The organism is Mesorhizobium sp. dw_380 (assembly GCF_018588885.1).
GTDB lineage: Bacteria > Pseudomonadota > Alphaproteobacteria > Rhizobiales > Rhizobiaceae > Mesorhizobium.
Genome location: NZ_JAFFIW010000023.1, coordinates 1 through 13,270, shown reverse-complemented (window position 1 = coordinate 13,270; position 13,270 = coordinate 1). Strand labels below are relative to the sequence as shown.

The following is a 13,270-nucleotide window of genomic DNA, read 5'->3' as shown; positions in this document are numbered from 1 at the left end:
CCCGCTGAAACTCCATTACCTGAGATGCGCGGAACCGTGGTGGGCTTAAATTCGTGGCCAACCACTGGTCGTTACATCAGCAAAGTCCGCAGGATCCCCGCCCTCAAACATCACATATGGCTAATATATCCTAAATAGCGAGCGGGTTCAGTTATTTTTTTTAAACCTTTCGTGAAATGCCTGCCGGACCAGAACCGGTGTGCCGCACAGTCAGATCTTGATCGCCTTTAATACCGCAAACGGTTTGAATCGTTACCATTCGAATGCACGACGACACTTATCCGGAGTGCCCATACCATTCACGATACGATGTTCGGATTGGCCTGAGGGGCCACTCTCCGAACACCATTCGACAGCTCGCCTGTGACGATGCCGTCCGGGCTGAATGAACTGGGAGGATCGGATGAAAGCGGTGATTCAATGTGGTGGAATGGGGACACGCCTTCGGCCCTTCACTTCGGTCTTGCCGAAGCCCCTGATGCCGATCGGGGCTCGGCCCGTTCTCGAGTTGCTTCTGAAGTGGCTGCGGCGCAACGGCATAGAAGAGGTCTATATCACGACCGGCTATCTCGGCCATTTGATCCGCAGCGTCTGCGGCGACGGATCGCAGTGGAATCTGAAGATCCGATACACACAGGAGATGGAGCCGCTCGGCACCATCGGGCCTCTCTCGCTGATCAGGGATGAACTGAACGATACGTTTGTCGTGCTCAACGGCGATGTTCTCACCGATCTGAGCCTCAGCCGCTTTGTGGCCGCGCACCGCATGCATAAGGATCCGGTTACGATCGCCACTGCCTGCCGGCTGATCAAGATGGACTTCGGCGTCATCGACGAGGTCAACAATGCGGTTCAGCTGTTCCGGGAAAAGCCGACATTATCCCATCTCGTCAGCATGGGAATTTACTGCATGAACCCGGATGTCCTGCGGTTCATACCTTCCGGCATCCCCTTTGGGTTCGATGACCTGATGCTGCAGATGATGCAGGGCGGCACGACCGTGCATGTGTACAAGCACGATGGGCTCTGGCTCGACATCGGTCGCGTGGATGACTTCCAGAATGCACAGGCGATTTCCTGGGAGGAGCAGTCGACCTCAATCGAGGTCGCCGCCGCGGCCGCATGATCCAGATGTAGAGGCCGCCCGCGTATACTGATTCAGGAGGTCAAGATGCTCTTGGTGAGCGCCCCGATATTAGGCGTGCCGGAGAAGCTAGCTCTATCAAAGGTGATTGATAGCGGCTGGCTGACCATGGGAGAGCGGGTACGAGCTTTCGAAGAGGCCTTTGCCGACATCCATGGCGCGGAGGATTGCGTTGCGGTCGGTTCCTGCACCGCGGCACTTCATCTCATCCTGCACGCATTGGGAATTGGCCCCGGCGACGAGGTGCTGGTTCCCTCACTGACCTTCGTGGCGACAGCCAATGCGGTGCTCTACGTCGGGGCGACTCCGGTCTTTGTCGATATCGAATCGGCCGACGTGCCATTGATGTCGATCGCGGAAGCTGAAGCGCGGTGCACGCCGCGCACGAAGGCGGTTATTCTCGTTCACTTCGCGGGCTATCTCGCCAATCGGGAACAATGGCAGCGGTTCGCCCGTGCCCGGGGGCTGCATATCATCGAGGATGCCGCGCATGCGCCAGGCTTGAGGGAAGTGGGCACATTCGGCGCCGCCGCGGCCTTCAGCTTCTATGGCAACAAGAACATGACAACGGCGGAAGGGGGCGCCGTGATTGCTCGTGACCCGGATCTGCTCGACAGGATACGCCAGGCCCGCGGGCACGGGATGACCACCGGGACACATCAGCGGCTGAACAGCCGTACGCCGCAATATGACGTCACCATGCTTGGGTTCAACTACCGCATGGATGAGCTGCGGGCGGCGATTGGACTGGTTCAGCTGGAAAACCTGCAGGAGTGGAACGAAATCAGGCGTATCCTGGCCGTCCTCTACCGCCGCCTCATCAATGAGCGTTGCCCGGCTGTGACAATTCCATTCAGCGAGCCCCGGACGTCGGCCCACCACATCATGCCGATCCTGCTGCCGCGCTACGCAACGCGGCAGGCCGTCATCGATGAACTGCGGACGCAGGGAATCCAGACCACGATCCACTATCCGCCCGTGCACCAGATGACGTTCTATCGCGGGCTTTTTCCCGGCACCAATTTGCCGCGCACCGAGGACTTTGCGCAGCGAGAGCTGACCATTCCACTGCACCCCCAGATCACATCCCCTGTAGCCGAAGCGGTTGTGACTGCTCTCGCAACCGCGCTCGACAGCTGCGCACGAGCAGGAACCGCGGCATGAATGCGTCGGATCTATCCCTTCACAGGCATTCTGTTTCAAATTCCACGCATGGCTTTGCCAGACGCGCGATCGACCTCGCGGTCGCCAGCGTCGCGAGCCTGATATTGTCACCGCTGATGCTGGCGATCGCCGTGGCGCTTCTGTTGGAGGGCGGCCGCCCCGTCCTGTTCGTACAGACCCGCATGGGAGCCGGCGGCCGACCTTTCCACATGTATAAATTCCGCAAGTTCGGTGTCGACTGCTCCCCCCATGGCCCCGCGCTGACCATGGTGGGCGACAGCCGCATGACGACGGTCGGCCGGTTCCTCGCCGCCACCAAGTTCGACGAGCTGCCGCAGTTGCTGAATGTCCTCAAAGGCGAAATGGCGATCATCGGTCCGCGACCCGAGAGCCTGGCTTTCGCCGATTGTTTCCACGGCGGCCTCGAGGCCGTTCTAGAATACAAGCCCGGCCTGCTAGGCCCCACCCAGGTTTTTTTCCGCCACGAGGCGCGTTTCTTTCCGCGATCCGTGGATCCGATCCTGTTCTACCGGGAGGTCATATTCCCCGCCAAGGCCAGACTCGACCTTTCCTATTATCCGCGGCGCACCATCGCCTCGGACATCGTGTGGATGGCGCGCGGTTTTCTGGCGGTTGCCGGCTGGGCTCCATCGCCGCCGATTGACGTATGAAACCCACACGGGAGCGCCCCAGTCAGCCAAGGAACGCGCAGTCATGAGCTACAACGGCAAGAAAGTTCTGGTGACGGGCGCGGACGGATTTATCGGCTCGCATCTCACCGAAGCGCTCGTCCGAAACGGGGCGGATGTCACGGCTCTGGCGCTCTACAATTCCTTCGACAGCCATGGCTGGCTGGACGATTTGCCGGACAATATTCGAAGCCGGCTGAAGCTTGTCCGCGGTGACGTCCGCGACAACGCGTTCCTGAACCGTGTCATGCGTGGGCAGGCGGTCGTGTTTCATCTGGCCGCGCTGATTGCGATTCCGTATTCCTACGCGGCTGCCCAGTCCTATGTGGAGACCAACATCCTGGGCACGGTGAACGTCCTTGAAGCGGCACGTCAATGGGAGACGGAGCGGGTGGTGCATACCTCCACGAGCGAGGTCTATGGAACCGCCCTGACCATGCCCATCCGCGAAACGCATCCACTGCAGGGACAGTCGCCCTATTCGGCATCCAAGATTGGCGCCGACATGATGGCGGAGTCTTACGCCAGGTCGTTTGATGTCCCAGTCGTCATCATGCGGCCCTTCAACACATATGGTCCGCGCCAGAGTGAGCGTGCCATCGTGCCGACCATCATCCGGCAGGCTCTCGACCGGAATTGCCCGGCGATCATGGTCGGCGACACGAGCCCGGTCCGCGATCTGACCTTTGTCGAGGACACCGCGGCCGCGTTCCTGACCGCGGGTCTGGCCGGACTGGAATTCGGCCACGCCTACAATGCCGGCAGCCAACGCGCCGTGACCATCTCTGATGTGTTGGACCTCGTCCTCGAATTGAGCGGTTCCAAAAAACCGATCCATCGCGACGAAAGCCGTTTGCGGCCGCAAAATTCGGAGGTTCGTGCCTTGCTCGCGGATTCCTCGCGCTTTGAGAGCGAAACCGGATGGCGGGCGCAGACAAGCTTGCGCGACGGGCTTGAGCGAACGATCGCATGGTGGCGGGCGCGCCTTAGCGAAGGCCGGGTACGCCGCGAAATGGGCTACATGACATGACCCGGTTCCGCCGTCATGTGTTGGCGTTGCTGCTGATTGCCGGCGCCATGTCGCTTAACGCCTACATGGCCGGCGGCCGCGAAAGCAGCCCGTTGGAGCAGTCGGCCATATCGGCCGCGAAAAACCTGCCGGACTATCTGCGCGCCACAAAGGATCCGGCGTCTGGCACTATTTTCGTGCGGATCACCAAACCCGGAATCCTCGGCCCAGGGATCGTATGCAGCAAGAAATATTGCAGCCACCGTTATTCAAGCGCCCAGGCGTGGAATGCGGACCAGAGCCTTCTTCTTATCGCCAATGGCTGTGGCGGAATGTGCTTCCTCGACGGGCGCACCTACGTCCCATTGTTCCACCGTGATCGCTCGACAGAATGCGAATGGCACCCCAAGGACCCCAACCTGATGATTTGTGTTGGCGGTCGCCAGATTTCCACTTGGGCGCCACGCACCAATCATGAAGATGTCTTGTTCGTCGCGGCAGCCTATCGCGATCTTCAGTTCGGACCGTACAAGGGCAATCCGAGCCGCGACGGCAACCGCATCGCGGTGCGTGCAACGCGCAATGACGGCAAAGCCGTGGTCTTTGGCTACGACCTCAAGCTGCAGCGGAAGTTCCCGGATATCGATCTTGCCCAACTTCCGGGGACCACCAACTCCTGCTCCATCTCTCCGCTTGGGACCAGCATTCTGTGCTTCCAGGAATTGCCGGACGGCAATGAACCGAGCTTCATCTTTTCCATTGATGGGACCTTGCGCCAGAAGTGGACGGAGCATCATCGCCCCGGTCACGGCGACATGACGGTCGATGCCGATGGCAGCGAAATCTATGTAGGAATCAGCAAATCGGATCCGGACAAGTATCAGGTCATCAAGCGCAAATTGTCCGACGGCAAGGTCACCTCGCTGATGAAATATGGCGAAGCCCAGCATGTGTCGCTCAGGTCCCTGGACAGGCCCGGCTGGGTGTTTGTGAGCTATGCCGGGACGCCCGCCGAAGTATCGAAGCACCAGGATTGGGCGCCATACGCGCAGCAGGTCATTGCGCTGCGCACGGACGGCAGCGGCGAGGTGCGCCGCATCGTCGACACGCACGATGCTCCGTTCGACTACTGGAGCGAGACGCATGCCTCGCCGTCTCCAGACGGCACGCAGATAGTTTGGTCGAGCAATTGGGGCGTTCCCGGCGGTCAGGTCTACGATTTCGTAGCCCGTGTCGAATGGCCCCGTGAACTGGTATCGACGCAGAAGGAGTTTGTCGCAGATGGCCTTCGTTAAACGAACCGTTCTTGCCTCGGCTGCCGTCATGTCCCTGACATCGATGGCTGTCGCGGGCGATACCGAGCCTTATAAACTGTCACCTGGCGATACCGTCGAGATCGGGATTGCGTCGATCGCGGATCGAACGCAGCGAGCCGTGGTCCAGATGGATGGCAATATCGCGCTTCCCGAAGTCGGGATGGTCATGGTCGCGGGCCTCACCGGGGCCGAATTGCAGACGCGCATGCAAGCGCTTTTGCCGACCAAGATCTTTCATGTGCGCCTGCCCGATGGCAGGGAGCAAATGGTCGTCATCAAGCCAGACGATGTGACCGCCATCATCGCCGATTACCGTCCGATCTATGTGATGGGCGATGTGCTTACCCCGGGACAACAGGCCTACCGTCCGCTCATGACCGTGCGGCAGGCGCTCGCCGTCTCCGGCGGCTTCAGCCTGTTGCGGTCACGGCCAGGCCAGACCGGGCCCGATCCGGTCGATCTCCGGCGCGACTACGAGACATTGTGGGGCGACTACACCAAAGACTATTTTCACGCCGCCCGCGTCCAGGCCGAACTGCAGGGCCAGGCGGATTTCGACACGCACATACCGCAAGGATCACCTCTGTCGCCCAGTGTCGGAACCGCGATCGCCCAAGCCGAAATGGACGCGCTGAAGATCGCGCTGAGCGATTTCCAGCAGGAGCAGGCTTTTCTCGAGAAGGGCGAGAAGGACGCAGCGGATCAAATCGAGGTGCTGCAGAAGCGCGAAAAGGTCGAGGCCGAGGGCGTGAAAGCCGATCAGGAGGACCTGGCGCGCGTAACCAAGGTGTTTGAGTCAGGCAACCTGACCAACAACCGGCTCGCCGATGTCCGGCGCGCCTTGCTTCTCTCTTCTAGCGGGGCGCTTCAAACATCGGTCGAGCTCATGAGGGCGCGACGCCAGCAGGAGGACTATGTCAGGCAGCACGAGCGCAATGAGAATCAGAGGAAGATCGGCTTGCTGACCGATCTGAAGGACACCAACGCGCGGCTTGCCGACGTCACCGCCAAACTCCACGCCGCCAGCCAGAAGCTGCAACCGACCGGGGCATCCGCCCAGCCATTGCCGATTGCCGGCGAAACAATCCGGGCGCAAGTCACGATCGTGCGCAGGATAGGCGAGGAGTGGCGCACATTGTCGGCCGACGAAGATACGATCGTGATGCCGGGGGACACCGTCGAAGCCAAGTTCAGCAGCGATCCACTGAGCGCGGCAATCCAATAGGCCGCCTCGGTTCGACCGATAGAAAAGGTTTGGGGAACTCACTGTTCGATCGCGCGATCGAACACCAACGAACGGGAGGTCCCGTGAGACCCAATTCCAAGCAAGGGATGAAGCCGATGCCGTCGACGAACGCGGCTCAAATGTCTCAATCGGCAAGTCATGCTTCCGATACGCCTTCAGCGGCGCGAATTCCGCTGGCCGATTCCCAGACCGGTGATTCCAGAATTTGGCAAGAGCCGACGCCGAAGCAGAACGTCCGTCCGCAAGGCGACCGGCTGTCGGAAGGCTACAGGACCAGCCATTGCGCGCCGGGCTACGGTGCGCATTACAACAAAACGCACGAGTCCGGCTATTATGGCGCGCTTTGGGAGAAAGTCGAAAAGCCCCTGATCCTGGGCGTTCTTTGCCCAATGGGCGGAGCCGATCGAAAGTGCCTCGATTTCGCATGCGGAACAGGTCGCATCACCAATGTGGCAGCCGGGCTCTTCGGCGAGGTGGTTGGCGTCGACATTTCCAAATCCATGCTTGGCTGCGCGCAAGTTCCGCCCAATGTGAGACTGCGTCACACTGATATGACGACGGAACCTCTCGGCGAAGCCTTTGACGTCGTAACGGCCTTTCGCTTCTTTCTGAATGCCGAGGATCGGCTAAAGTCTGAAGCGCTGAAGGCGATAAATGAGCATCTCAAAGCCGACGGGCGGCTTGTGTGCAACATTCACATGAATGCGACGTCCCCCATCGGCCTGATTTGCCGGCTGCTTAATCGGTTGTTTGGACGCACAGTCCGCAACACGCTGAGCGCAGCGAGGTTCAAGGAACTCTTGACCGCGTCCGGGTTCCTGGTCGAGGAGATAATACCTTACGGCTATCTACCTCGGCCGGGACACCTCTTGCCAGGGGCCTGCGAAGCATTGATGGAGCCTGTCGAGAAGGCGTCCAGAACCCTTCGCGTTCCTGGACAACTGGCGCAGCATTTCCTGGTTGTTGCAAAAAAGCGCTAGAAGATGGGAACCGCGCACTCAAATGTCCCCGTGAAACGGCTGCGAGCCGTCCAGCCGGCGCTTGCGTCAGGGGACGAATCGCGCCCGAAAAGAATGGTGCAGTGTCGGCGTGATTGCCTGGCGTCACCCGTCCGCTCAACCCGAAAATGGCGGTTTCCCCAGGTTTTCCCCCGATTTGATGCGTCGATTCCCAGTTTCTCGGGCCAGCGTCACGATTTCGCTACATTTGGACAAGAGGGCACGTAAGTTAGCGGGGCGTAATATGATACAGTGAAGAGGGAACGCCCCTGAAAACCGAAAATCTGTGCGTGGCCGGCAAGGCCACCGAAGTTGCGCGACGATTTCTCACCGGAAGTCACGCGCTATGAACCCCGTCGGAAGACTTTCGCCCGATCTGCGTGCCGCTATGCTCGGCTGTGCGCCCGCACTGGTAGGCGTTGGCGCGTTCTCGGCGGTCATAAACATTCTCGCGCTGACCGGCTCCGTCTATATGCTGCAAATCTACGATCGCGTTTTGCCTTCGCAGAGCGTTCCGACGCTTGTTGGTTTTACGATCGGGATGCTGGGCCTCTATGCCGTCTATGGATTGCTCGACTTCGTGCGGCTTCGCCTGCTGGTTCGCATCGGCAATCGCCTCCATAAGACGCTGCAGCAAAAAGTCTTCGCTCTCTCGCTCTCCCTGCCGCTCATCGGCGGGCAGAATGCGAGCCGGGTACAGCCGCTTCGCGATCTTGATCAGTTGCGCGGCTTCCTTTCAGGGTTGGGGCCGACTGTCGTCTTCGACGCGCCCTGGATGCCATTCTATCTGCTGGTCATCTATCTGCTGCATCCGTCGCTCGGTCTGCTGGCAACGGGCGGTGCGATTGTTGTCGTGCTGCTCACCGTGATCGCGGAGATCCTTGGCCGCGGACCGGCCGCGCGGGCGTCCGAGACACTCGTGTCGCAACGCAACCTGGCCGATTCCGGCCGCCGCAATGCGGAGGTCGTGCGCGCCATGGGGCTTTCCGGGCGGCTCGCCCGGCGCTGGAGTGAGATTAATCACGCCTATCTTGGGCATCAGGAGCGGCTCTCCGACATTGTCGGCGCCACCGGTTCGCTGTCGAGGGCGCTTCGTATGGCCTTGCAGTCTTCCGTTCTGGGACTGGGTGCCTATCTCGTGATCGGGGGTGAGGCTTCGCCAGGTGTGATCATAGCATCGTCCATCTTGCTCGGCCGCTCGTTGGCCCCGGTCGATGCGGCGCTTGCCAACTGGAGAGGGTTTGTCGCGTTCCGGCAGAGCTATTCCCAACTGGCGGTGGCGCTTGCCGCCTTTGGCAGCCACGGCGAGCTCATGGAACTGCCACGCCCGCAGGCGATGCTGGCGGTCGAGGATCTGACGATAGCGCCGCCAAGCCAGCAAAAACCGACCGTGACCAATGTCAGCTTTCAGCTATCCAGCGGGGCGGGCATGGCCATTGTCGGCCCAAGCGGCTCCGGAAAGACCACGCTCGTGCGCGCCCTGGTGGGCGTGTGGCAGCCGCTGCGCGGCATGGTGAGGCTGGACGAAGCCTCGCTCGATCAATGGGGCCAGGAACAGCTTGGCGCCCATATCGGCTACCTGCCGCAGGATGTCGAACTGTTCGACGGAACCGTTGCCGACAACATTTCGCGCTTTGGCGGCGGCGGCGACGCCAAGGGTGTGCTGGCGGCCGCCAGGGCCGCTGGCGTCGACAAGATGATCATGCGTTTGCCGGATGGTTTCCAAACACGCGTAGGCGAGGGAGGCGCAGCCCTGTCGGCCGGACAGAGGCAACTCGTCGGACTTGCCAGGGCTCTTTATGGCGATCCATTCCTTGTCGTCCTCGACGAGCCCAATTCGAACCTGGACGTCGACGGTGATGCTGCCCTGGCCGGAGCGATCCTGGCGGTGCGCCGGCGTGGCGGCATCGTCATCATTGTCGCGCACCGTCCTTCCGCTCTCACCAATATCGACAGCGTACTCGTCATGGCGAACGGGACGCTTCATTCCTTCGGCTCGCGCGAGGAGGTCCTGGCGAACGTTATCCGGCCATTCCCCCCGGCAGCCCGGCCGGCGTCGGCTGTCTCGATGCAAAAAGGCGTGAGCGGTCATGCGTGAGGTATTTTCCTATGTCTGATGTGACCATGTCGACATTCGCTGCGATTGGCCCTGCGATTGGCGATGCGAACCGAAGGCCCGGGACGCATGCGGCCGATGCACGGGACGATATCCGGGCCAATCTCATTCTTGGCCTGGTGGTCACCGCTCTGCTGATTGCCGGCGGAGGGCTTTGGCTGGGTTTGACCAAAATCGCCGGCGCGGTGATTGCGCCCGCCACCGTGGTGGTCGAAAGCAACATAAAGAAAGTCCAGCATCTGACCGGCGGCACGGTCGGAGGCATCTTCGCGCAAGACGGGGACCATGTGCGGGCCGGCGACGTGGTGGCCAGGCTGGACGACACGCTGACGCGGGCCAATCTGCAGATCATCAGTGAGGATCTCGATCGCACGACCGTTCGTCTTGCCCGGCTGGAAGCCGAGCGGCAAGGCCTGCCGGAAATGCAGCTTCCGCCTGGCCTTCAGACGCGCATGGGCGATCCGCAAATCGCAGCGCTGGTCAGCGGCGAGCGCACCCTGTTCGAAAGCCGTGCAGCGGCGCTGACCGGACAGAAGGCGCAGCTGCAAAGCCGCTCGAAGCAACTCGAACGTCAGATCGACGGCCTCAAGGCGCAACAGACGGCCGAAGACCAGTCCGTGGTCCTGCTGGACGGGGATCTCACCGATGTCGAGGCGCTGTTCTCAAAGAAATTGGTGTCCAAGGAGAGACTGAGCAACGTCAAGCTGGATGCCACCCGGGCGCACGGAGAATCAGGACGCCTCGCGGCGGCCGTCGCCGAGGCGCAGGGCCGGATCAGCGAGACCGAATTGCAGATTCTTCAGCTCGATGAGCAAAGGCGCAGTGAGGTGACCAGTGAACTTCGCGAAACCGAAGCCAAGCAGACCGAACTCAGCGAGCGCCAGGTTGTGGCGCAAGACGAGTTGAGCAAAACGACCATCCGCGCTCCGCAATCTGGAACGGTGCAGGAATCCTCCATCCACACGGTCGGCGGCGTGATCGCTCCCGGAGAAGTGCTCATGATGATCGTGCCCGACGCCGACAACCTCGTCGTCGATGCGCTGATCCCGCCATCGCGCATAGATGACATTCGTCCCGGTCAGCGGGTCTCGATCCGGTTCCCGGCTTTCGATGCCGGCACGACGCCGGCTTGCCAAGGATCGATCAAGCGCATTTCGGCGGACCTGATCAAGGATCAACAACACCAGCTCTCGTATTTTTCGGCGCGCATCAACGTCGAGAACAAGGCAGCCTGCCTGACCGATGCCAAGGTGCTGAAACCGGGTATGCCGGCCGAGGTCCATATCAGTACCGACGAACGCTCCGTCTGGTCCTATCTGCTGAAGCCTCTCACCGATCAGATGTCCCGGGCCTTCCGCCAGTGAGGCGGCGAACGGTTGGAAGCGAGCGCAGTTTTCGAGCAGCTCTTGTTCTTACGACGCGGTGAACGCCCTGCGGCGAACGCGGCGGGCGGCACGCGCCGTCCGCTCCGCCGCCACGGGGATCTTGGTCACGACGCTCTCCTGCGGCAAGACGCTGGCGGCCTTGTGGAGCCTCTCATAGGGGAGGAGTTCGCGGATCCGGGCGTTGACCAATGCGATTTCGGCCCGCAGGTCTTCGCATTCCTGCCGGCGGACATCGAGTTGGATCTGATCGGATGCCTGCTGCAGCGAAAGCTGTGAAAAATTGGCGGTTATCCTGGAAAGGTTCAGCCTGTCCGTCTCGGCCTCCTTGGTCAGAGCAGCCAACCTTTCATCGGCGACCTGCTTTTCCGCCACCGCGTCGCTCCATTGAAGCTTGAGCTTGGCGATCTCACTTGAGGTCTCGCTGTTTGTCTTTGATGTAAGCTCCAGTCGCGACTGGAGGCTCTGGATTTCAGAACGCAATCCTCGGATCTCGACGCGGCAGCGTTCGATCTCCGCATCCTTGTCCCCCTCCATGATGCGGGCGGCTTCCGTCACCTCCGACAGTCTGGCCTGGGTGACCTCGAGCGCCGTGTGCAGCCGTGTCGCCTCCTTTTCGCTTCTTCCGAGCGCGCCCAGCATTTCGGAATTTCGCGCCGCTTCGTTGGCGTGGATCGTGGAGAAGGAGTCCAGCCTGTGCCGCGCCTCGTCCTCCCGCTTCAACGCCTTTTCGAGGTCGATCGACACGCTGACATTCTTTTCGCGCAGCAGCTTGTTCTCGCGCGCGCGTCTGTCGGCCTCGACGGTCACGGCGGCAAGCGTGTTCGTTAGGTCGCCAAATTCGGCTTCTTTTTTTGCGTTCGTATTCGCCGCCTCGACCAGTTCCAGCCTTGCCGCGGCCAATGCGCCGCGAAGCGCTTCGCTGTCCTGAACCAGGCTTGCCTCGCGCTGCTGCAACGCCTCCACGACAGTTTCACGCTCATGCTGTCTTCGGCTCAGATCGTTGAGCTTGTCCGACAGGTCTCTTTGCCCAGCATTCAGGTTTAGATTCGCCAGCTCCAATTCGTTGGCGCGAAGGATGTCGGCGTGCAGGATGTGGAAGAATTCGCGGGTCAGGTGATGCGTGCTCGCGAGCTCCGACAGTTTCGCGTTGATCTCTTCGAAGTGCACCTTCGCATCGCGAAACAGCCCGTCGAAGGAACTCAAGGCAGCCATGCGGCTTTGCGTATGGGAGGTCAGCCGTCGCGCGGTTTCAGGAATGTCCGCATCGTCGTCGGCTTGCGCGACGTTATCCTGTTCCATGACCGTCTCGCCCGGAACAGGGTCGTTTTCGAGCTCCAGCAAATCAAGGCACTCGTCGACGGCATTGGCCAAGTCAGCTTCGAGTTCCTCGAATGACTTGTCCGCATTGTCGGTGCGTCTGATCAGATCCTTGAACTTCATGCCTACTCCCCCTTCATGCCTGAACCGAGCAAGGCACGCTTGGACTGAGATTGCTTTTGTATCGAGAGATCAGGTCAGCGTCTTCGTGCAATCAAACGATGCCCAGCGCCAACGATCCGGCGTCGGCGACCTTCTTGCGTTACCGAAATTCAGCGCCTGTACAGCAGTCGAATGTTCGCTCTGCTGGCATGCGCGGCAGTCCCCACGGCCTTCGCGTGGGAAGTTCCCCGAGGAAGATCAAGCGGCCCGACAGCCTCTTGGAGGGGGGCATCAGGCGGCCGGGCCTAACCGGCTGATGTGTTGTGTTGCCGGCTGAACCAACATGCGCCTCGGCTCGCGGGCGCGCATCATTCAAACGAACACTCCTCGTCAGGGCGGGCGTCCCTTAGCGATTGCGCAGGCCCGCCGCCTGGACCCGCGCCCTCTCGGCCACTTCGATTTCAAGCGCGGCATTTCAGGTCCGATTAAGCCGGCAGGCTCCTTCAAATGAACGATCAGTTCACGATCAAGGAGAGGTAATGTGGTTTTCGGCAATAAGGGCGGGATTCTGCAGGCTGTTGGGGACAAAGCCATGTGCGGTATCGTTGGAATCGTCAGCCATTCGCAGGTTGCGCCGCTGATCCTCTCCACGCTGAAGCGGCTCGAGTATCGCGGCTATGACTCGGCCGGCGTCGCCACTGTCTTGAAGGGTGAGCTTGGCCGCCGCCGCGCCGAGGGCAAGCTGGTCAATCTGGAGCGCCGGCTCAGGGACGAGCCGCTCGAA

The 13,270-nt window shown here is 60.8% G+C and carries 10 protein-coding genes and 1 pseudogene; 10 read left to right on the top strand and 1 reads right to left on the bottom strand.

Annotated elements, in window-relative coordinates:
• Window positions 1–403 precede the first annotated feature (403 nt).
• From JT360_RS21115 to JT360_RS21075, 9 genes are all read left to right on the top strand, one after another.
• Window positions 404–1,126: a nucleotidyltransferase family protein gene (locus tag JT360_RS21115; protein WP_214473790.1), complete on the top strand. Its 723-nt coding sequence runs from the start codon at window positions 404–406 to the stop codon at window positions 1,124–1,126.
• A gap of 45 nt (window positions 1,127–1,171) precedes the next feature.
• On the top strand, window positions 1,172–2,308 hold the full coding sequence (locus JT360_RS21110; protein WP_214473681.1) for a DegT/DnrJ/EryC1/StrS family aminotransferase: 1,137 nt from the start codon (window positions 1,172–1,174) through the stop codon (window positions 2,306–2,308).
• Window positions 2,305–2,979: a sugar transferase gene (locus JT360_RS21105; protein ID WP_214473680.1), complete on the top strand. Its 675-nt coding sequence runs from the start codon at window positions 2,305–2,307 to the stop codon at window positions 2,977–2,979. Before JT360_RS21110 ends, JT360_RS21105 begins: the two co-directional genes overlap by 4 nt.
• Before the next feature lie 43 nt (window positions 2,980–3,022).
• On the top strand, window positions 3,023–4,027 hold the full coding sequence (locus JT360_RS21100) for an NAD-dependent epimerase/dehydratase family protein (RefSeq protein WP_214473679.1): 1,005 nt from the start codon (window positions 3,023–3,025) through the stop codon (window positions 4,025–4,027).
• A complete protein-coding gene (locus JT360_RS21095; RefSeq protein ID WP_214473678.1) occupies window positions 4,024–5,301 on the top strand; it encodes a hypothetical protein in 1,278 nt (425 codons plus the stop codon). The genes JT360_RS21100 and JT360_RS21095 overlap by 4 nt, the downstream gene beginning before the upstream one ends.
• Window positions 5,288–6,547, top strand: a complete 1,260-nt coding sequence (locus JT360_RS21090) for a polysaccharide biosynthesis/export family protein (protein ID WP_214473677.1) — start codon at window positions 5,288–5,290, stop codon at window positions 6,545–6,547. Before JT360_RS21095 ends, JT360_RS21090 begins: the two co-directional genes overlap by 14 nt.
• Before the next feature lie 83 nt (window positions 6,548–6,630).
• Window positions 6,631–7,548: a class I SAM-dependent methyltransferase gene (locus JT360_RS21085; protein WP_352127984.1), complete on the top strand. Its 918-nt coding sequence runs from the start codon at window positions 6,631–6,633 to the stop codon at window positions 7,546–7,548.
• A 364-nt stretch (window positions 7,549–7,912) separates the two neighbouring features.
• Window positions 7,913–9,664, top strand: a complete 1,752-nt coding sequence (locus tag JT360_RS21080) for a type I secretion system permease/ATPase (protein ID WP_502845481.1) — start codon at window positions 7,913–7,915, stop codon at window positions 9,662–9,664.
• Between the two features lie 11 nt (window positions 9,665–9,675).
• Window positions 9,676–11,046 (top strand): HlyD family type I secretion periplasmic adaptor subunit, encoded by a 1,371-nt coding sequence (locus tag JT360_RS21075; RefSeq protein WP_352127982.1) that lies wholly within the window; start codon window positions 9,676–9,678, stop codon window positions 11,044–11,046.
• 48 nt (window positions 11,047–11,094) lie between these two features.
• Here JT360_RS21075 and JT360_RS21070 read toward each other — a convergent pair whose 3' ends face one another.
• Entirely contained in the window at window positions 11,095–12,507 is a 1,413-nt protein-coding gene (locus tag JT360_RS21070; protein ID WP_214473676.1) for a coiled-coil domain-containing protein, read from the bottom strand.
• A 571-nt stretch (window positions 12,508–13,078) separates the two neighbouring features.
• On the opposite strand from JT360_RS21070, the pseudogene JT360_RS21065 reads away from it, so the two are divergent.
• Window positions 13,079–13,270 (top strand): annotated as a pseudogene (locus JT360_RS21065) (glutamine--fructose-6-phosphate transaminase (isomerizing)); the annotation flags it as partial.

Bases quoted from the DNA above. Each gene is read 5' to 3' on its own strand.
- JT360_RS21075 (WP_352127982.1), top strand. From the start codon at position 9,676: ATGTCTGATGTGACCATGTCGACATTCGCTGCGATTGGCCCTGCGATT.
- JT360_RS21095 (WP_214473678.1), top strand. From the start codon at position 4,024: ATGACCCGGTTCCGCCGTCATGTGTTGGCGTTGCTGCTGATTGCCGGC.
- JT360_RS21110 (WP_214473681.1), top strand. From the start codon at position 1,172: ATGCTCTTGGTGAGCGCCCCGATATTAGGCGTGCCGGAGAAGCTAGCT.
- JT360_RS21105 (WP_214473680.1), top strand. From the start codon at position 2,305: ATGAATGCGTCGGATCTATCCCTTCACAGGCATTCTGTTTCAAATTCC.
- JT360_RS21080 (WP_502845481.1), top strand. From the start codon at position 7,913: ATGAACCCCGTCGGAAGACTTTCGCCCGATCTGCGTGCCGCTATGCTC.
- JT360_RS21090 (WP_214473677.1), top strand. From the start codon at position 5,288: ATGGCCTTCGTTAAACGAACCGTTCTTGCCTCGGCTGCCGTCATGTCC.
- JT360_RS21070 (WP_214473676.1), bottom strand. From the start codon at position 12,507: ATGAAGTTCAAGGATCTGATCAGACGCACCGACAATGCGGACAAGTCA.
- JT360_RS21115 (WP_214473790.1), top strand. From the start codon at position 404: ATGAAAGCGGTGATTCAATGTGGTGGAATGGGGACACGCCTTCGGCCC.
- JT360_RS21100 (WP_214473679.1), top strand. From the start codon at position 3,023: ATGAGCTACAACGGCAAGAAAGTTCTGGTGACGGGCGCGGACGGATTT.